The organism is Bacteroides sp. 224, assembly GCF_010500995.1.
In the GTDB taxonomy this organism is placed as follows: domain Bacteria; phylum Bacteroidota; class Bacteroidia; order Bacteroidales; family Bacteroidaceae; genus Bacteroides.
Genome location: NZ_QVMK01000015.1, coordinates 36,378 through 57,297, shown reverse-complemented (window position 1 = coordinate 57,297; position 20,920 = coordinate 36,378). Strand labels below are relative to the sequence as shown.

The window sequence follows — 20,920 nt, the reverse complement described above, 5'->3', positions numbered from 1 at the left end:
CTCGTATACGGATTTAAAGGTATCATCTAATTGCTGTATATACCTTGGTAGAGATAAGCATTACTATACGGTACCATGCCAGCACATCGCAAAGACAGCACATGTCGCATATACCCGTACTTTGGTAAAAATCTACATCGAAGGAGAACTTGTTGCCACACATCAAAGAGACTATAGGCAGGGCAAATACACCATTGTAGAGGAGCACCTGGAAAGTCATTCAAAGGCATATCGCCAGATAAGTGCAGGCAAGTATATAGAACGTGCCAGTCATGCCCTAAAGGAACTTGGCGATGTAGTACACCACATCTTTTACAATTCAAGCATGCCACCTGAGGTACACTACAGAACATGTGAAGGATTGCTGCAACTGCAACGCAGCAGTGATCCGACTATCTTTCGAATAGCTTGTCAGACAGCCTTGAAGTATGGACGATGCAACTATGGCTTCATACGCTCACTCGTAGAAAGCAAGTGCGCCGGGGTATCCGCCTCACAGCCCGACCTTTTCTCTCCTGGCGAACATGAGAACATACGCGGAAAAGAGCAGTTTAAATAATAAGCTGCACATTATAATCCTTATAATCCCAATTATTATTAACCCACTAAAAAAATTATTATGGATGAAATTACAAATGCCCTAAAAAGTCTTAGAATGCCCGGAATGGCGCATCACTGGACTACTATGCAGGAGACACGCCAAGCTGACGCACTCTCTCTTAAGGATGGTCTGCAACTGCTTATACAGGCCGAGTTGGATAACCGTACACAAAGTCGTAACTCGCGGCTTGTTAAAAATGCCCGCTTCCGTTATCAGGCTTCTATCAGCCAAGTTATTTACGACAGTAAAAGAGGAGTAGACAAACAGAAGGTACTCAACCTGGCCACATGCGACTATGTAAGAAAAGGAGTAGCGGTACTCATTACAGGAGCGGCAGGTACAGGCAAGAGTTGGATAGGAACAGCATTGGGCTATCAAGCCTGTATGAATGGACTACGGGTTGCATACTACAATGTGTATCGACTCTTTGAGGAAATTACACTGGCTCGCATATCCAGTACATTACACCGGTTCTTTGCAAAACTTGCACAAATGGATCTACTCATCTTGGATGACTTTGGCATCAGGGTATTAGACGGACAACAGCTACTCGATTTTATGGAAATCATAGAAGAACGTCATGGACAAAAAGCCACGATTATTATCTCCCAACTACCAGTGGCAAATTGGTATGATGTAATGAGGGGAAATACGACTGCAGCGGATGCCATATTAGACCGATTGGTGCATACCAGTGTACGCTTCGAACTCAAAGGTACCAGTATGAGGCAAAAAAAGAACACTAAAAATACTGAGATAGAAGAAAAAGACTAATTTTACATCGCCATTAGGATAAGACAGAAAAGTGAACGGGTATCACCGTTTTTAGTGGGTGGATATGGGCCGTTTTCGCCAGGGAAAAACAGGAGGATGTAAATGGTAAAATGTTACATTAGCATTACAAGATAATAGGAGTACCTCCTGACAAAGCTTCAACAAATATGACCTTAGATTAAATAATAATTACTCCTGCACTTTCAGGAGGTATCAGAAAGAAACTCATAGAATAGATAGCCTCTATAAATATTGGAAAGGGAATTCTATATATCTTTTAACGGAAAAGATAAACGAAAAATATCCTCCTTATAATTATCTATTGCAATATTTTAAAGATCCTAAAGCTTATGTGACAGGAGATGAACCGTTCTTTCAGGGTAACTTTAAAGTGATTTTTCAAGGTGAACATAGTTATATATTTAATCTGCATAATGGTAGGATATATTACATTGAACAGTGTCAAATAAGGTTCTTGGGTAAAATTATATTGGATAATTATTCAAGCTTGCAGCATCTTTTTTATATTATCGAAGATAGAGATAAAGAAGAGGTTCTTGTTTTTGGACCAATAGAGTGGGCAGAAAATCAAAACACTCCTTTACCCAATGTAAATAGGGTAAGAATTGAAGATGTTATGGATAGATTTAATTTACTCAATCCATAAAGTTATGCTCATATTACACTAATGAGATGTAGATTTAGCTGATATAATTGATGAAATTCTTATCTTCCGAAAACTTAGGTCCGATAGTCGTTAACAAATCACCTACAATGGCAGCATTGATTCCAATATATACAGCCTTCTCTATAGCATTCTTGCTTAGTTGCGAGCGTCCTCCGGCAAAACGTAGAAAAGCTGTAGGGTTAATGAATCGGAAAAGAGCAATGGTTGTTAATACCTCCTCCTCTGATAAAGAAAGAACTTTCTCTAAGGGAGTTCCCGGAATAGGTTGTAAAAGATTCAACGGTATGGATTGTATGCCCAGTTCTTTAAGTGTGAAAGCAAATTCAATGCGCTGTTCGAGCGTTTCTCCCATTCCGATGATACCACCACAGCATACGTCTATTCCAACTTCACGAGCAGCCCGGATGGTATTTAACTTCTCTTCTTGTGTATGAGTCGTACAAAGTTTGTCGAAGTAAGAAGCAGAAGTTTCAAGGTTACAATGATATCGTGTAATGCCACTATCTTTTAAACTTTTTAATTCGTCTTTAGTCAATAAACCCAGAGAGGCGCATAACTGAATGGAAGTGTTTTCCTGTAGAAGAGCAACTGTATTACATAGTTCACTGAAGTTTTTGCCGGAGAGTTTGCGCCCACTCGTCACCAGTGAAAAGCGTTTTACGCCTTGTTGGGCATTGTAGCTTGCCTGACGAAGACATTCCTCGCGTGGTATAAGATCGTAGCTTTCTGCACTTGTTTGGTAATGAGAGGATTGTGCGCACCATTTGCAATCTTCGGAACATTTACCCGATTTGGCGTTGATAATGGAACAAGTGTCGAACTGACGAGATGCTTTTTGAACAGTTATTTCGTGTGCAGCTTCGTATAATATGGGTTTAGGAATAGCTTTTGCTAAGTAAAGGCTTTCCTGAACAGATAGTTCGCCACCGTTTAGTATATGTTTTTTAATAGAGTCTATCATTCTATAAGAGTTTTATATTAACTGTCGGCAAAGATAATTCTTAACTCTTAAACTGCTGAATTCTTGCCTCTAAATACATTGTAAATCTGAATAAATAATTGTAATTTTGCGCAACACAGAAAAAAGTAAATTATGAGAGTACTGTATTACATCTATCAAATATGCATTGCTTTACCTATCTTACTGGTTTTAACTATACTGACTGCTTTAGTAACTATTATCGGTTCTTTAATAGGTGGTGCTCATATATGGGGGTATTATCCAGGTAAGATCTGGTCAATATTGATTTGTTTTTTTCTATTGATTCCCGTAAAAGTTCGGGGAAGAGAGAAGTTAAAGAAGCGAACTTCTTACGTGTTTGTGGCCAACCATCAGGGAGCTTTTGATATTTTCCTTATTTATGGCTTTCTGGGACGTAACTTTAAATGGATGATGAAGAAGAGCTTACGTTCCATCCCTTTTGTGGGTAAGGCTTGTGAGAGTGCCGGACATATATTTGTAGATCGATCCGGTCCCAAGAAAGTATTGGCAACTATCAAACAAGCCAAAGCTTCTTTAAAAGATGGAATCTCATTGGTCGTTTTCCCGGAAGGTGCCCGTAGCTTTACCGGACATATAGGGTATTTTAAAAAAGGTGCTTTCCAATTGGCCGATGATTTACAATTGCCTGTAGTACCACTTACCATTGATGGCTCTTTCGAAATACTTCCTCGAACAGGTAAATGGATACATCGCTATAGAATGATTCTGACTATACATGATCCTATTCCTCCTAAAGGTAAAGGCATAGATAATATAAAAGAAACAATGGCAGAGGCTTACGCCAAAGTTGAAAGTGCTTTACCAGAGAAGCATAAAGGCATGGTAAGGAATGAAGATCAGGAAGTCGAATAGTTATTGGCAGGAATTGTTGTATTGATATTGTTATGATTTGAACCGCAGAGTTACGCAGATGGACGCAGAGTTTTTAATCTATGAAACTACCACTCTGCGATAATCTGCGTAACTCTGCGGTTCAAAAAAAAGATCTATACTTTGATTAAAATATCATTCCCTCTCCACTTTCTTCAAACTACCACTTTCCGGATTAAACCAAACTTTGATTGTTGAATTCTTATTGAATAGGGCAGGAGCTAAATATTCTATAATTCCGAATTGGGTAATCAGTAAGTCTCCATCAAAGACTTTATCTTTTCCGTACATAATGGTTGCATTCGCTTTGCCGGGTACATTATAGGCAACCCCTTCCAGTTTTTTACTCTTCTCATCCGTTGCAGGAGGAATGGTGATGGAGTGTTGATTCTTTAAGTTGAAATAGATAGGATCGCCCGCCAGATTGTTTTTGTCGAGTACTCCCAACCTTCTTGAAAAACGAAAAGCAACTTCATTGGAGAACTCTTTGTTGGGAGTTAACTTAATGGTATATGTGCGTTCTTCTTTCTTTGTAACACCCGAGAACATTTCCAACATGGCACGTTCCTGAATATCTAATTTCTCAAGCATCAATTTTAATTGTGCACCATCGGTAGGCATGGTGTCAGCTTGTCCGCGTACTAAAGCATTTCGGCTTTCGCGGATATAATAAATTTCTTTGGATACAAGTTCGGCCATTTTGGCTGTAGAGTTGGCCATTAAGATTTCTTCGGTAAAGAAGTCTCTGGGGTTAATTGGCTTTGATGCAGGTGTTTGAGAGATACTTGCTGTTTTTGTTTTGGGAGTGGCAGGCACATTAATAGATGCAATTAAGCCATCCTCGGTTAGTTCTACCAAGGGGGCTACTGTTTTATCTTTCAGCTTAATGAAGTATGTATTTTCACTATCAGGTATCCCGACCGCTTGTGCGGAAACACTAACCAGCTCCCAATACTCTTCAGGATCTCCGGATACATTGTTAAGGCGAAGATATCTGTCGGCATATCGACTGAACTCTCCCGGTGTGTATACTACTTTATTAACTTTTACTTCAATATTTATTTCTGTTTTGGGAAGCGTGTAGAGTACACCGTAGTCTTTTCCGCGGGTTACGCCTGATAGAATCTCTGTCTGTGCGTATGCTACAGAAGATAGTAAGATGCTTATTGCGATAAGATACTTTCTCATTTAATACTATGTTATAACGTTTCTGAAACAACAAAGGTAATAAAGAAGTTTAAATATGCATCCAGGCAGCAGGTAAAAACTCAATAATGTCACTTGCTGTAAGTCCGATTACTCCATATTTTTGTCGGGCAAGATCACCTGCTATGCCATGTATAAATACTCCGATCTTAGCAGCTTCTTCGGGTGCGTAGTTTTGTGCCAGTAAGGACAGAATGATACCCGTTAATATGTCTCCACTACCGGCTGTGGCCATTCCCGGGTTGCCTGTAGAGTTGAAATATACATTGCCTTCAGGAGTTATAACAGCCGTATATGCTCCTTTTAACACAATGTATATCTTGCAATTGTGTGCCAGATCACACGCTTTCATCAAACGTTCGTAAGAGTTTCGGCATTTACCCACAAGGCGTTCCAATTCTTTTGGATGTGGAGTGAGGATAGAACCTTTAGGCAATGAAGTTAGTGCTTGCTTTTGAGTAGCTAATATATTCAATGCATCCGCATCAATTACCATAGGTGTTTGGGCAATAGATATCTGCTCCAATAAAGCAAATGCAGTTTCTTGACTCTGCCCAAGTCCCGGTCCGATTCCAATTACCTGATAATCATCATTATCCACAGGAGTACTAAAGCATAAATCATGAATGTCTGTTTTTACAATAGCCTCCGGCACAGAGGTTTGCAAGATGTTATTATTCTGTCTTGGAGCATATACAGTGAGTAACCCAACTCCGGAACGTAAGCATGCTTGGGCAGATAAGATAGAGGCACCCGCCATTCCGTAAGAACCGGCAATGAGAAGTGCGTGACCGAAGTTTCCTTTATGAGCAAATTTGCTTCGTTCTTTAATTAAAGGACGTATATTTTCCTCTTCTAACAAATAATAAGGTGTTTCGGTTTCTTCTATAGCTTGTTTACTCAATCTTATATCGAGTAATTTCCATTCGCCTACAAGGTCGCCATTCTCGGCAAATAGGAAAGAGAGCTTGGGAAGTTGCAGACTGAAAGTATAATCTGCCTGTATAATTGTAGATCGATTATTGAAAGTATTATCTTCTCCCATTAGTCCTGAAGGAATATCGATTGCTACTACAGTGGCTGGCGAAGCATTGATGTATTTCACTACAGCGGCAAACCCGCCGGTAAGGGGCTTGTTTAGTCCGGAGCCAAAGAGGCCATCAATCACTACATGCGATGAAGTGAGACTTGGAGGTACAAATTGAGTACTTACTTCTGTGAAATTAACATTCTCTATAGTTTGTAGCCTTTCCTTATTTGTTTGGCAATCGGCAGATAATTCTCCCTGCGGGTTAAATAGATAGGTGGCTACATTATAGCCTTTTCCTATTAGCATACAGGCTACAGCCAATGCATCTCCACCATTATTACCCGGACCGGCAAATATAGTGACAGGGGTGTTATGTCCCCACTGGTTGATGAAAGTATTAGTTATTGCCTGGGCAGCTCTTTCCATTAAATCGATAGAACTTATTGGCTCATGTTCTATAGTATATGCATCTAATGCGTGAATGCTTTTGCTTGGAAATATCTTCATAATTGTCTTTCTTATTTAGATTACAAATATACAATACTTCTTTGCGTTAGTGGAATAAAAAACGTACTTTTGCCCTACTTTTTAAAAGATTAGTTATGGATTCTATTAAAATTAAAGACAAATGTTTCTCTATATCTATTAAATCTGAAGAGATTCAAAAAGAAGTAACACGTGTAGCTGAAGAAATAAACCGTGATTTTGAAGGGAAGAATCCACTCTTTCTAAGTGTCCTCAACGGAGCGTTTATGTTTACCTCCGATTTGATGAAACAGATCACCATTCCTTGTGAAATATCATTTGTGAAGTTGGCTTCTTATCAAGGGGTGCTTTCTTCCGGACATATCAAAGAAGTCTTTGGCCTTACGGAAGATATAACTGATCGTGTGATTGTAATTGTAGAAGATATTGTAGATACAGGACTTACTATGCAACGCCTGCTGGAATCATTGGGCACCCGTAGCCCACGCGAAATTCATATTGCTTCTTTACTTCTGAAACCTGATAAATTGCAAGTTAGTTTAGATGTGAAATATGTAGCAATGCGAATTCCCAATGATTTTATAGTAGGATATGGATTAGATTATGATGGCTTTGGACGAAATTACCCCCACATATATACAATTGTAAACGATTAATTTTTTTTAGAGGTATTAAGATGCTAAACATTGTTATTTTTGGTGCTCCCGGATCAGGAAAGGGAACACAAGGCGAACGTATTGCCGAAAAATTCGGATTAAACCACATTTCTACAGGAGAAGTGTTGCGTACCGAAATAAAGAAAGGCAGTGAATTAGGTAAAACCGCTCAGAGATACATCGACCAAGGGCAATTGATTCCCGACGAGTTGATGATTGATATTCTGGCAGGAGTACTCGATGGTTTCATTGATAGTAAAGGAGTAATCTTCGATGGTTTTCCACGTACTATTGCCCAAGCTGAAGAGTTGAAAAAAATGTTGGCAAACAGAGGACAAGAGGTTTCAATTATGATTGATCTTGATGTTCCCGAAGCTGAACTAATGGCCCGTTTGATTAAACGTGGAAAAGATTCAGGACGTGCCGATGATAATGAAGAAACAATCAAAAAACGCTTGTTAGTGTATAACACACAAACAGCTCCATTGATTGACTGGTATAAGAACGAAGGCAAGTATTGTCATATACAAGGACATGGCCCGCTGGAGGAAATTACCGAAAAAGTACATAAAGAAATATTTTCAGTGGCTGGGGTTTAATTATTAGCCCGGCTACTATCTACTAACTACTAAATCCTACTGAAAAAAATGGCCGAATCTAATTTTGTTGATTATGTGAAGATATACTGTCGCTCCGGTAAAGGAGGGAGAGGATCTACACACATGCGTCGTGAGAAATATGTTCCTAACGGTGGCCCTGATGGGGGAGACGGAGGAAGAGGAGGCAATGTAATATTGCGCGGAAACCGAAATTACTGGACACTTCTTCATTTAAAGTACGAACGCCATGTAATGGCAGGACACGGAGAGTCGGGAAGTAAAGCCCGTAGCTTTGGTAAAGATGGAGCAGACAAGGTAATAGAAGTACCCTGTGGAACTGTTGTTTATAATGCCGAAACCGGCGAGTATATTTGCGATGTAACAGATCATGGTCAGGAAGTTATTCTTCTGAAAGGCGGACGTGGAGGATTAGGTAACTGGCATTTTCGCACAGCTACCCGTCAGGCTCCTCGTTTTGCACAACCGGGAGAACCTATGCAGGAACTGACGGTTATTATGGAGCTGAAACTATTGGCCGATGTGGGTCTTGTAGGATTTCCAAATGCCGGAAAGTCCACATTACTTTCATCCGTCTCGGCAGCCAAACCTAAAATTGCCGACTATCCGTTTACTACGCTGGAACCCAATTTAGGAATTGTGTCTTACCGCGATGGTAAATCCTTTGTAATGGCCGATATTCCGGGCATTATTGAGGGAGCCAGTGAAGGAAAGGGGCTGGGACTCCGTTTCTTGCGCCACATTGAACGTAACTCCTTGTTATTGTTCATGGTTCCTGCCGACAGTGACGATATTCGTAAAGAGTATGAAATTTTATTGAACGAGCTTCGAACTTTCAATCCGGAGATGATGGATAAGCAAAGGGTATTGGCTATCACCAAAAGTGATATGCTCGATCAGGAACTAATGGACGAAATAGAACAAGATTTGCCGGAAGCTATTCCTCATGTCTTCATTTCTTCTATTACCGGATTGGGTGTGTCCGTACTTAAAGATATTCTTTGGGAAGAGTTGAATAAGGAAAGCAATAAAATTGAAGCAACTTCTATCGTACATCGTCCTAAAGATATTCTTCGATTAAAGGATGAACTTAAAGCTCAGGGAGAGGATGAAGACTTTGTATATGAATACGAAGATGACGATGAAGACGATTTCGATTATGAATACGATGAAGAAGACTGGGACGAAGAATGATTTCATTAACTACAGATAAAAGAATGTTGGGATACGAAATGTTAAGTATGTATCCCAACATTTCTCATTTTGTGACTACCCGAAACGGTGGGAGTGGCACAGGAAATTATACCTCTTTTAATTGCTCTCCCTATTGTGGAGATGAGGCAGAGGTTGTGAAACATAATCAAGAGTTATTGCGTCAGGGACTTTCTCAACCCGATGCCCAACTAATTATACCCCGGCAAACTCATGGAGCTGATATTGGTGTAATTGATGAAGTTTTTCTGAATTCTTCGGAAGAAGAGCAACGTAAACTGCTGGATTCTAAAGATGCTGTAGTCACTAATCAGAAAGGATGTTGTGTTTGTGTTTCTACTGCCGATTGTGTTCCTTTGTTATTGTATGACCAAAAGCAGCAAGTGGTAGCCGCCGTACATGCCGGATGGAGAAGTACAGTTTCCTGTATTGTAGCCAAGACATTGAAGTTAATGCAGGAAGTATACAAAACAAAAGGAGAAGATGTAGTTGTAACCATTGGACCAAGTATTTCACTTATTTCATTTGAAGTAGGGGAGGAGGTTTACAAGGCTTTTGATGTGGTGGGTTTTGATATGAATCGTATTTCTTACCGGGACCAGGATTCAGGAAAACCACATATAAACTTGCAGGAAGCTAACCGTATGCAATTGATAGACTTTGGCATTCCTCAAAGTCAGATAGAATTGGCTAATATCTGTACATATATTAATCATGAGGATTTCTTTTCGGCACGACGATTAGGAATTGATTCGGGACGTATGCTATCGGGTATTATGATTCGTACAAAATAAGGGGTGAGCGTGTCAGAAGTTGTATTTTAACCACAGATTAAAGGATTTCACGAATTTGTTAATTTACAGATTGTTGATAATCAAAGCCTTATAATCAGTGTAATCTGTTAATCTGTGGTTAATTTGCACCATGCATGACTTTATGACACACCTTCATCAATCTTTTACCTTAACCTTCTCAATATCTCCTCCGGAAACACAGGCATTGCTCCACTTTGCGTACAAACATACGCCGAAGCATCCACCGCCAACTTATGCGCTTCCCGAATACTCTTGCCTCCCAGAATAGAAGCACAGAATGCCGCCGTAAACGAATCGCCTGCCCCTACCGTATCAGCCACCGAAACAGATGGAGTCTCAAGGAAGGAAACCGCCCCCGGAGTAAATACATAACTACCGTTTGTGCCACAAGTAAGAATCAGCATCTTTAAATTATACTTTGCCAGAAGTATCCAGCATTTATCTTCAAGATCAATCCCCGGATAACCAAACATCCGACTGACGATAACCAATTCTTCATCGTTAATCTTTAGTACATTACACTTTTCGAAAGACTCACTTAACACCTCTTTGGTATAGAAGTGCTGACGAAGATTAATGTCGAATATTTTAAGATTTCCTTCAGTATCAGGCATCGTATCCAGAAAACGGTTGATTGTGTTGCGACTTACCGAATTACGTTGCGCCAATGAACCGAAACAGACTGCACGGGTACGAAGTGCCAATTCTTTTAATTCATCCGTAAAAGGAATATTATCCCAAGCTACATTTTCTTTTATTTCATAACAGGGGATGCCCTCATCGTCTAAAGTAACCTGAACGGTTCCGGTTGGATAATCAACTCGTTGTATCTGGTGTTTCAGTTTCTTTTCGCTTAATACATCGAGTATCTCGTCTCCTAATTTATCATTCCCCAATGCGCTGACTACACAGCTATTTAAACCAAACTGAGAAACATGGTAGGCAAAGTTTGCAGGAGCACCACCAATTTTTTTTCCTTCGGGCAGCATATCCCATAATGCTTCGCCCATTCCTACGATTATATTGTTCATTGTTTTATTCTTTTTGAACCACAGAGTTACGCAGATTTGCGCAGAGTTTTTACTTAAGAACTCAAATTTATAACTCCGCGTTAATCTGCGTAACTCTGCGGTTTATATTATTTCTTAATCTTTGTAGTAAAATACAATAAATACAGCACCCCAATCATCATTACTGCTACCGCCCCAATCTGAGCATTCACAGCATCCGAAGCCACTCCCATAATAAGCGGGAAAATAGTGCCGCCAAACAATCCCATAATCATTAACCCGGAAACTTCGTTCTTTTTATTAGGTAAATGCAACAATGCACCCGAGAAGATAACCGGAAAGATATTCGAATTACCAAAACCAATCAGAGCCACACAAGCATAAATAGCCATCTTGGTATCGAAGAAGAAAAGCCCCGCCATACCCAGAAGCATTAACACAGAGCTGATGCCAAAGAATATTTTGGATGAAAACTTAGCTAAAATGAAAGTGCCGGAGAAACAACCGATGGTACGGAATAGAAAATAAACACTGGTAGCATAGATTGCTTCATTAAGCGGAATCTCCAAACGTTCGATTAATATTTTAGGAGCAGTAACATTCGTACCTACATCAATCCCTACGTGACACATAATTCCCAGGAAAGAGAGCAAGATCAGTTTATCGCCCAACAGGGTAAAGCACTCTGCAAAGGTGGAACTTTCTCCTTTTTCATCGTCTTCATTGATGTTTGTCATTCCCAAAAAGATGACTGCCAGAATAGCCACTACCATAAAGATGGGGAAGAGTATCCGCCAGTTATCGAACTGCAATGCACCCCAACTGGCTATAAGCGGAGCAATAAACGAAGCAATTGCTTTTACAAACTGCCCGAACGTAAGCGAACTGGCCAATCTGTCACCACTTACCACATTGGATAATAAAGGGTTTAAAGAAACCTGCATTAATGCATTACCAATACCCAACAGAGAGAATGAGAGTAACATACTTATAAATGAGTAGCTAACTATCGGAAGCAAAAGCGAAACCGTAGTTACTACCAGACTAAGAAGCACGGTTTTACGACGGCCAATGCGGTTCATTAACATACCTGTAGGTACTGAACATATCAGGAACCAGAAGAAAACCATAGACGGAAAGATGTTAGCCATCGTATCCGAGAGCTGCAAATCGTCTTTTACATAATTGGTGGCTGTGCCAACCAAGTCGACAAATCCCATGGCAAAGAATGCCAGCATAATAGGGATAAGTTTTACTATTGTATTGTTGCTTTTTGACATATAATTATAGATATAGAACACAGAGGCACAGAGGCACAGAGTTATTTAATTTAGAGATAAGAAGCAAAGATAAAAACTCTGTGCCTCCGTGTCTCTGTGTTAAAAAAGAATTAAATCCCCAACGGGAAAATTTTGAAATCCGAAACCGTATAACTACCACCTTTCGAATAAAAACTAATACGATTATAAGGCTCCGAAGGGAAAACAAGATTAGTCATCACAAAGCGGCCGTCATTGCCGAAGATCTCAATACTTGCTTTGTCTACAAATATGCGGAGTTTCAATTCCTTACCACTGGTAACGGGTGCAGAGGTTACTGTAGGAAATTCCGGACTGAAATCAACCAAGCCACTCTTATTACGATCCATTGAGAATTTATTCTCCGTCAGGTTGTAGTAGCAGTTGACTTCTTCGCCTTTGCTGTTGAAGAGTTGAAAACCGATTACTTCTGCATTTTGGTTGGTGAAAGACATCTCTATCTCGTAAGTACCTTTATTATCTTTCAATAGGTCGTCGAGGTTATGAGTACGTTCTACTTTGAAAGAACTTATCTTTGTTTCTTTTCCTCTTAATGCTTCCAGCTCTTTGGAAGGTGTGTTTTTAATAAATGTTTCACCTTCAAAAGTATATAGATTCAAGTCGCGTGGGACGGAATTTGAACTGCGGAACTGTTGTGTAGGAACCTGATTGGCATACTGCCAGTTGCTCATCCATGCAATAGCAATGTTGCGGTTATCCGGTGCATTGCTCCATGTAACCGTTGCATAATGATCCTTGCCCCAGTCCATCCACTGCGGCAAGGTGCCGCTGCCAGGTTCCCTGTGGGTAGCAGGTGATTCGTTTACAAACCTCTTTCCATCAAAACTACCCACAAAGTACTGTGTAGCCGAGCCGCCGAACGGTCCGCCGGGGTTGAGGTTACAAATCAATACCCATTTCTTTTCGTTCGTGCCTTCTACGGGGAGTTCAATTAGGTCGGGACATTCCCATACACCACCATGTGCACCTTGTCCTTCGCCGAAACTGCTTTCCATTTTCCAATCTTTTAGATTAGAAGAAGAATAGAATTGCATCTCCTGTCCGGCTGCCAGAATCATAATCCATTTGCCGGACGGTTTGTGGCGGATAACCTTTGGGTCGCGAAAATCGGGAATGTCCGACGTAACCACCGGATTACCTTCATATTTGGTAAACGTGCGACCGTTGTCGAGGCTGTAGGCAATGCTTTGCGTCTGGCGTGAACCTGCCGAAGTGTAGAAAGCTACAATTGCATCTTTGCCAAATCCGGCAGTATTGTCTTTATCTACCACAGCACTGCCACTGAAAATGGCACCCAGCGCATCCGGAGCAATTGCATCGGGAAGATGTTCCCAACTAACAAGGTCTTTAGAAACGGCATGTCCCCAATGCATATTTGCCCACATAGAACCATAAGGGTTATGTTGGTAAAAAAGATGATATTCGCCATCTTTGTAAACCATTCCGTTGGGATCGTTCATCCAACCATATTGTGGAGAGAAATGATAAACCGGGCGATGATATTCGCGGTTGGCAGTATCGAACGTATCGGATAGTTTTAATTCCTGCCACCCCATAGCCGAATTTACAATGTGGTGGAAATGAAACAAAATCTGTTTTCCGGCAAAAGCTGAAAGATCAATCGGCACATAATAATCAATCCGGTTAACTGCCAGGCGGATGTGCATGCTCTGTACCTCTTCGTTATTAACTATCATCTTTATCCATGACTCTTCTGCCTTTTCTTCTATGGGAATTAGCAGATATTTCGATGGTTCATCAATGCGGATAATACTCTGATTATCTCCCAGATGCTTTACTATATAAGGAGGATTTGTTGCCATGCACGAAAAGAAAACAGTTCCCATACAGAACATAGAAAGCGTTGCGCGAGCAAATCGTTTTTTTAAAGTATTAATAATCATGTTGTTGCTGGTATTAAATTAATCTTAGAAATAAGTTTGGCCGGAAAGCTATCGGCAAAGTAAGAAATTTAATAGGCAGCAAGATATAACAAATGTTTCAAAGGGTAGCAAATTTGATACATGGGAGTTGAGAGTTGACAGTTGAGAGTTGAGAGTTACGATGCCGCATGGAACTCTCAATTCTCAATTCTCAACTCTCAACTGATTTGTATCAAACGTTGCAACGTTTGAAACAAATCTTATACTCCATTCCCTAACTTTCTTGTTACTTTGCAAGCATAGAATCGAAGAAGCCCGGAAAGCATCTTGTGAGACTAACTTAATTTGTTAATTTTAAAATCTAATATGTAATATGAGGAAGTTATTTACCAGCCTTATCCTTTTATTATTAGTAAGTATTACTGCCGGTGCGCAGAATATGACGGTAAGAGGAAACATAAAATCAACCACAGAAGCAGATGGAGTAATAGGGGCCAATGTCAGCGTAAAAGGACAAACTCTTGGAACCATTACCGATCTCAACGGAAATTATGAACTATCCGTTCCTTCCGGTGCCACACTGATATTCTCCTATATAGGATACGATACACAAGAAATTCCCGTAAACGGACGTACACTGATTAATGTTACCTTAAAAGAATCGTCTCTGATACTCGATGAGGTTGTTGCCGTAGGTTACCGTACAGAACGAAAGGCCGACCTTACCGGAGCCGTTTCAGTTGTAAAGGTAGACGATATGATGTCGGCAGCCGAAAACAACCCAATTAAAGCCCTGCAAGGACGTATCCCGGGAATGAATATTACCTCCGATGGTAACCCAAGCGGTTCGGCCAGCATACAAATTCGTGGTGTATCATCGCTTTCCGGCGATTCCAGTCCGCTGATTATTATTGACGGGGTACAAACCACATCGGGCATGCACGAACTTAACTCACACGATATCGAAAGCATTCAGATTATGCGCGACGCTTCTGCTGCAACTATCTACGGGTCGCGTGCGGCGAACGGTGTAATTGTTGTTACCACCAAGAAAGGAAAGAAAGGAGAAGTAAAGGTAAACTTTGATGCTTACGTAACGGCAAGTTACTACCATAATAAAATAGATGTACTCAGCTCCAAAGAATATGCCGAAGCCTTGTGGAAAGCATCCGTTAACTCGGGAGTAGACCCCAATAGCAACAACCTCGGCATCCGGTACGAATATGATGGAAATACATTGAAGAATGTGATGTTCCCCGAATATCTCGATGCCAAGAAAACCATGAAGCCAGCTAATACAGACTGGTTTGATGAAGTAACCCGCACAGGTTTGGCTCAATCCTACAACCTATCAGTTAGTAATGGTACCGACAGAGGAAACTATTATTTCTCCCTTGGATATTATGATAATGAAGGTTTGGTAAAGAACACAGATTTTGGTCGTATCTCCGCCCGTATGAATACCGATTTCAAGCTTTGGGGCGACGTAGTAACCATTGGCGAAAACTTCACCATGAACCGTACTACCGAAGTAACACAACCTCATCAGATTGTAGAAGCTGCGCTTATTGCCGTTCCCTTTATTCCCGTTCATACCGAGGATGGTAAAGGCTGGGGAGGCCCTATCATGGGATTGCCCGACCGTCAGAATCCCGTTCGCCTTATCAACGACAACAAAGATAACCGCTATACTTACTGGCGTATGTTTGGTAACGCGTTTATCAATATCCAACCCATCAGTAAATTGAATATCCGTTCCAGCTTTGGGGTAGATTATGGTAACTTCTACAAACGTTCGCTAACTTACAGCTATACCAGCGGATACATGCAAAGCGATAAAACCATGTCGAATATAGAGCAGGCACACTGGCTGAAATGGTCGTGGAGTAACGTAGCAACTTACGACTTTGAAATCGGCAAGAACCGTTTCGAAACCATGGCTGGTATGGAAATGTACCGTCAGGAAGATATAAACTTCACTTCCTCGCGCGAAGGTTTCGCCCTTGAAACTCCCGATTATATGTGGCCCGACCTGGGTACAGGAACAAGTAATGGTACTGGTAATGCTACCGCTTACTCCCTGATGTCATTCTTCGGAAAAATAAGTTATGCTTATGACGACAAGTATCTTCTTTCAGGAACCATTCGCCGCGACGGCTCATCCCGCTTTGGTAAGAACAATCGTTGGGGAGTATTCCCTGCATTCACTCTGGGATGGAAAATTAACCAGGAATCCTTTATGGAGAATACACAAAGCTGGCTTAATGATTTGAAACTTCGTTTCGGGTGGGGACAAACCGGTAATCAGAACATGAACAATACCGCCATCTATGATATTTATGTATCCGGATACGGCAAAGAAGACCCTACATGGAACGCAGTATGGGGAACGGCTTACGATTTCGATGGTAAAGGCTCCGGTCAGTTGGCTTCCGGTTTTAAACGTTCACAAATCCAGAACCCCGATTTGAAATGGGAAACAACCACTCAGACAAATATCGGTCTTGACTTTTCACTCTTCAATAACAGTCTGTATGGCTCGGCCGAATATTATATGAAGAAAACAAAAGATATGCTGTACCAACCCGGCTATGTAGCTATTATTGGTGAAGGTGGAAACAAATGGTACAACGGTGCCGGCATGGAAAACAAAGGTTTTGAATTCTCGTTGGGTTATCGTGGCCGTACAAACTTCGGTTTACAGTACGATGTTATGGGTAACATCTCTACCAATGAAAATGAAATTACCTACCTGCCTGAATCTGTGAAGAACTCTTATGGTGGAAACGGTACGTATGATAATATCCTGGGTCGTCCGTTAGGTTCCATGTACGGATATGTAGCCGATGGCATCTTCAAATCACAAGATGATTTAGATCAACACGCCCGCCAAGACGGTAAAGCACTCGGACGCATCCGCTACCGCGACATCAATAACGACGGTGTTATCGACTCCGACGACCGCACATGGATAGGCGATCCGTTTCCGGATTTCTCTTACGGCTTGAATATCAATCTATCATATAAGAACTTCGACCTCACAGTTTACCTGCAAGGTATTCAGAATGTAGATGTTATTAATACTGTAAAATATACCACCGACTTCTGGAGTGTTTCGGATACTTCTTCTAACAAAGGTCGTCGTTTGCTCAACGCTTACGATCCGGTGAAAAATCCTGGTTCAAACATTCCGGCTTTATCTTATACCGATGCAGCCAACGAAGCGCGTTTCTCTACTTATTTTGTGGAAAATGGTTCATACCTGAAACTGCGTAACCTTCAGTTAGGTTATAATCTGCCGAAAACATTCCTCAGCAAAATAAAGGTAAGTAACTTCCGTGTTTATGCTGCTGCACAGAACTTGTTTACAATTAAGCATAAAGATTTTACGGGTGTCGATCCTGAGAACCCTGCATGGGGCTATCCAATTCCTTTGACAGTAACCTTTGGTATTAATGCAGCATTCTAAAAGAAAATATTTATGAACCGCGGAGTTACGCAGAGTCACGCGAAGTATAAAAATAAGAATTAAAACTCTGCGAAACTCGCGTAACTCTGCGGTTCAAAAAACAAAATAATACAATCATGAAAAAGATAAGATACATAACATTGGCTCTTGCCACAGCTCTAACAATAAACAGTTGTGATTTCCTCGACGAAACTCCACAAGGCATTCTTAGTGAAGAAGAGGCCAAAGCACCTTCCTCCATCGAAGGACTTGTTACCGCCGCCTACTCATCACTTGGCAACGATCATTACGATAAACCATTTAGCCTCTGGCCTTACGGAACCATCCGCTCCGATGATGCATACAAAGGCGGTGGCGATGAAAACGATATTGTAAACTTCCACTTCTATGAAATATCCGAAAATATCAAGACTGACTTCGGCGAAGCCGACGGACTCTGGTTTCAGGTATTCCAGGCCATTTCTCGTGCTAACTCAGCTTTGAGCGTATTGAAACAAACAGAAGAAAAGAGTTTCGAACTAAAGAATACCCGTATGGGCGAAATGTATTTCTTAAGAGGATACTTCTATTTTATGCTTAAACAGGTATTCGGTAATGTACCTTTTGTAAACGAAGATACCCCGATTGCCGATTATGAAAAGACCCCAAACAATCTGCCCAACGATAAGCAATGGGCATTAATTTGCGACGATTTCAAGAAAGCATACGATTTGCTTCCTGCAATCCAATCGCAGGTAGGTCGTGTCAACAAGATAGCTGCTGCCGCTCATCTGGCTAAAGCATACTTATATAAAGCCTACCGTCAGGATAATGCGAACTCCAATGTGCTGACTTCCATTAATGCAGCCGATCTGGAAGAAGTGGTAAAATATACGCAAGTAGTGTTAAACTCTTCTTATGATTTGGAACAGGATATGGCTTGCAACTTCTTGCCGGGAGCTTATGAAAACGGAAAAGAATCTATCTTTGCCATCCAGTTCTCTGTTGACGATGGAACCATGTTCGGCCGCCTCAACTTCTCCGACGTACTTTCCCTACCCATGGGATTGGGTTGCTGCGATTTTCACAAGCCCAGCCAGAACTTGGTAAACGCCTTTAAAACAAAGAACGGATTACCCGATTTCGAATCCTACGATACGGATAACTATCGCATTGGCGAAGATGCTGTCGACCCTCGTCTATATCATACTGTTGCACTTCCGGGAATTCCTTACAAGTACAACGAAGAACTTATTTACGAAGAAAACTGGAACCGTAACATCAATACTTATGGTATTTATGCTTCTTTGAAAGAAAATGTTGATCCCTCGTGCGATTGTTTTAAGAATCTATCTCCATTCTATGGCAACTCAAAAAATAGAATTGTTATTCGCTATGCTGATGTTATCCTTATGCAGGCCGAGGCGCTTATCGAACTGAACCGTCAGAATGAAGCCTTATCCCTTATCAACCAAATACGTGAGCGTGCGAAGAATAGTACATTGTTTATTCCGTATGCCAAGAACCTGCAAGTTAGCCTCTATCAAGATGGTGTTAACTGCACCTGGACACAAGACTTTGCCCGAGAAGCCCTCCGTTGGGAACGTCGTTTGGAGATGGCTATGGAAGGAAGCCGCTTTTTCGACCTTGTACGTTGGGGTATCGTTACGGATGTTATGAACGACTTCTTTACTACTGAATCAAAACGACGCGTTTATCTGGCCAATGGTAAGTTTGATAAGAATAAAGATGAGTATATTCCTATTCCGCAACAGCAGATTGGGTTTACCAATGGATTGTATGAACAAAACCCGGGTTGGTAGCGGCAAGGTGCCGCTGCCAGGTTTCCATGCGGATGGAATGATTTATAATTAAAATTCAAACTAAAATGAAAAAACATACAATAATAGCAATCCTCATCGCCCTGATAACCGGCCTCACCGCCTGTAGCGATGACAACTACAACGCTCTCGACATCTCTGGCGAAGTAAAAATCCTTTCGTTCACAGTGAATGGCTCCAAGCTCAATATCCTTGACGAGAAAACTGACTATATTGAAGTAATAATGCCCAGTGGTACTGATCTTACTGAGCTTGTTCCCACCTATACCCTTTCGGAAGGGGCAAGCATTGCACTTCCCAAAGAACCCAACAGCCCGACAAATTTATCGGTACTCACAACTTACCGCGTAGTCAACAAGAATCTTTACCACGACTACAAAGTGCTGGCTAAAACCGTAGATAAGGTAACTTCTTTTACCGACTTTACCATCGGTACATACAAAGGAGTGGTTGATAACGATGCACGTACCATTGTAGTGAAGCTACCGTTAGGATCGGAGGTAACAGCACTTCGCCCTACCTTTAATTTGTCGGAAGGTGCCGAACTTACTTCACCCAATGGAACCACTCATAACTTTACCAATCCGGTAAAATATACCATTTCTTATTTGGGCGAAAGTTTTACTTACGATGTTACTGTTGAGTTGGTTGACTTCCGTAAAATGGCGTTTCTGGGGGCTCCGGCTACAGCTAACGATATCACTAATTTAGATGATAAAGCCGCCTGGACCTGGTTCTCGGAGAACTTCCCGGTAACAGAATATATTTCGTTTGCCGATATCAAAGCAGGAAAAGATTTAAGTGAATATGCAGTAATATGGTATCATTGGGACTCTTATGATAAAGGTGGCGACCCAGTTATTCATGCCGATGCCAACAAACCCGAAGTTATTGAAGCCATGAACAATTATCTGGCGCAAGGTGGTGGATTGTTCTTAAGCTCGGCCGGTCTTACATTAGGAAATGTGCTTAACATAACTAAGAGTGGTGGTATGTGGAATAACGCTTGGGGATTTGAACGTACTGAACCATTAGAAGTAAACGATGGCAATGGCATGGGCTGGGGAATGCGAATTACCGGACATGAACAACATCCTATTTATAAAGGAATACGTATGGCTCCGGGAGAAATAGATCGCTTCTTTTTATTGAGTAACGGATGTCAGGTATTAGCCCATAATGTTATCTGGAACTTTGAAGAAGCGTGGACCGGCTGGAACGAAGATGTTGCCCGGTGGGAAAATGAAACAGGAGGTGTACATTTAGCAGCTTTCCATTGGGATGATTTTATGAACAAACGTGGCCTGATAACAGAATATCCTGCAACCGACAATAGAGGCCCGGTTATTACCACAGGTGCCGAGATGTACGACTGGCATCAGGAAGGTGGATCGGCCAATACTTTCCGCGATAATCTGGAGAAACTGACTTATAATATATTGAACTATTTAAGCGAATAAC

16 protein-coding genes and 1 pseudogene are annotated in these 20,920 nt (G+C 41.2%); 11 read left to right on the top strand and 6 right to left on the bottom strand.

The genetic code is table 11. The features are described 5' to 3' along the window. The 3 genes from D0T60_RS09210 to D0T60_RS09200 form a co-directional block, all read left to right on the top strand. Window positions 1–559: Mu transposase domain-containing protein (locus D0T60_RS09210; protein WP_407925791.1), on the top strand; the 559-nt coding region annotated here is incomplete at its 5' end. Window positions 560–619: 60 nt separating this feature from the next. After that, a complete protein-coding gene (gene istB, locus D0T60_RS09205; protein ID WP_163217887.1) occupies window positions 620–1,375 on the top strand; it encodes an IS21-like element helper ATPase IstB in 756 nt (251 codons plus the stop codon). 352 nt (window positions 1,376–1,727) lie between these two features. Continuing rightward, window positions 1,728–2,042 carry a hypothetical protein gene (locus tag D0T60_RS09200; RefSeq protein WP_163217886.1) on the top strand — a complete coding sequence of 105 codons (315 nt, stop codon included), beginning with the start codon at window positions 1,728–1,730 and terminating at the stop codon, window positions 2,040–2,042. A gap of 49 nt (window positions 2,043–2,091) precedes the next feature. On the opposite strand, the pseudogene bioB reads toward D0T60_RS09200, so the two are convergent. Then, a pseudogene (bioB, locus tag D0T60_RS09195) lies at window positions 2,092–3,024 on the bottom strand (biotin synthase BioB); the annotation flags it as partial. A 132-nt stretch (window positions 3,025–3,156) separates the two neighbouring features. On the opposite strand from bioB, the gene D0T60_RS09190 reads away from it, so the two are divergent. Continuing rightward, a complete protein-coding gene (locus tag D0T60_RS09190) occupies window positions 3,157–3,918 on the top strand; it encodes a 1-acyl-sn-glycerol-3-phosphate acyltransferase (RefSeq protein ID WP_163217884.1) in 762 nt (253 codons plus the stop codon). Between the two features lie 153 nt (window positions 3,919–4,071). On the opposite strand, the gene D0T60_RS09185 is transcribed toward D0T60_RS09190, so the two are convergent. After that, on the bottom strand, window positions 4,072–5,124 hold the full coding sequence (locus D0T60_RS09185) for a DUF4831 family protein (RefSeq protein ID WP_163217883.1): 1,053 nt from the start codon (window positions 5,122–5,124) through the stop codon (window positions 4,072–4,074). Window positions 5,125–5,173: 49 nt separating this feature from the next. Continuing rightward, window positions 5,174–6,679 (bottom strand): NAD(P)H-hydrate dehydratase, encoded by a 1,506-nt coding sequence (locus tag D0T60_RS09180; RefSeq protein WP_163217882.1) that lies wholly within the window; start codon window positions 6,677–6,679, stop codon window positions 5,174–5,176. Window positions 6,680–6,774: 95 nt separating this feature from the next. Here D0T60_RS09180 and hpt point away from each other — a divergent pair, with 95 nt between their 5' ends. The 4 genes from hpt to pgeF are packed head-to-tail and all read left to right on the top strand — an operon-like array spanning window position 6,775 to window position 9,937. Next, window positions 6,775–7,314, top strand: a complete 540-nt coding sequence (hpt, locus tag D0T60_RS09175; protein WP_163217881.1) for a hypoxanthine phosphoribosyltransferase — start codon at window positions 6,775–6,777, stop codon at window positions 7,312–7,314. Between the two features lie 20 nt (window positions 7,315–7,334). Then, a complete protein-coding gene (locus D0T60_RS09170) occupies window positions 7,335–7,913 on the top strand; it encodes an adenylate kinase (protein WP_163217880.1) in 579 nt (192 codons plus the stop codon). Between the two features lie 48 nt (window positions 7,914–7,961). After that, window positions 7,962–9,125 (top strand): GTPase ObgE, encoded by a 1,164-nt coding sequence (obgE, locus tag D0T60_RS09165; protein WP_163217879.1) that lies wholly within the window; start codon window positions 7,962–7,964, stop codon window positions 9,123–9,125. Next, window positions 9,122–9,937 (top strand): peptidoglycan editing factor PgeF, encoded by an 816-nt coding sequence (gene pgeF, locus D0T60_RS09160; RefSeq protein ID WP_163217878.1) that lies wholly within the window; start codon window positions 9,122–9,124, stop codon window positions 9,935–9,937. Before obgE ends, pgeF begins: the two co-directional genes overlap by 4 nt. A gap of 164 nt (window positions 9,938–10,101) precedes the next feature. Here pgeF and D0T60_RS09155 read toward each other — a convergent pair whose 3' ends face one another. The 3 genes from D0T60_RS09155 to D0T60_RS09145 all read right to left on the bottom strand — a co-directional run bounded on the left by D0T60_RS09155 (window position 10,102) and on the right by D0T60_RS09145 (window position 14,191). Then, entirely contained in the window at window positions 10,102–10,989 is an 888-nt protein-coding gene (locus D0T60_RS09155; protein WP_163217877.1) for a carbohydrate kinase, read from the bottom strand. Window positions 10,990–11,096: 107 nt separating this feature from the next. Beyond that, a complete protein-coding gene (locus D0T60_RS09150; protein ID WP_163217876.1) occupies window positions 11,097–12,248 on the bottom strand; it encodes an MFS transporter in 1,152 nt (383 codons plus the stop codon). A gap of 110 nt (window positions 12,249–12,358) precedes the next feature. Further along, on the bottom strand, window positions 12,359–14,191 hold the full coding sequence (locus D0T60_RS09145) for a GH32 C-terminal domain-containing protein (protein ID WP_163217875.1): 1,833 nt from the start codon (window positions 14,189–14,191) through the stop codon (window positions 12,359–12,361). Window positions 14,192–14,543: 352 nt separating this feature from the next. Here D0T60_RS09145 and D0T60_RS09140 point away from each other — a divergent pair, with 352 nt between their 5' ends. From D0T60_RS09140 to D0T60_RS09130, 3 genes are all read left to right on the top strand, one after another. After that, window positions 14,544–17,639, top strand: a complete 3,096-nt coding sequence (locus D0T60_RS09140) for a TonB-dependent receptor (RefSeq protein WP_163217874.1) — start codon at window positions 14,544–14,546, stop codon at window positions 17,637–17,639. Between the two features lie 116 nt (window positions 17,640–17,755). Beyond that, window positions 17,756–19,441 (top strand): RagB/SusD family nutrient uptake outer membrane protein, encoded by a 1,686-nt coding sequence (locus tag D0T60_RS09135; RefSeq protein ID WP_163217873.1) that lies wholly within the window; start codon window positions 17,756–17,758, stop codon window positions 19,439–19,441. A gap of 65 nt (window positions 19,442–19,506) precedes the next feature. Next, window positions 19,507–20,919, top strand: a complete 1,413-nt coding sequence (locus D0T60_RS09130; RefSeq protein WP_163217872.1) for a DUF4960 domain-containing protein — start codon at window positions 19,507–19,509, stop codon at window positions 20,917–20,919. Window position 20,920 lies beyond the last annotated feature (1 nt).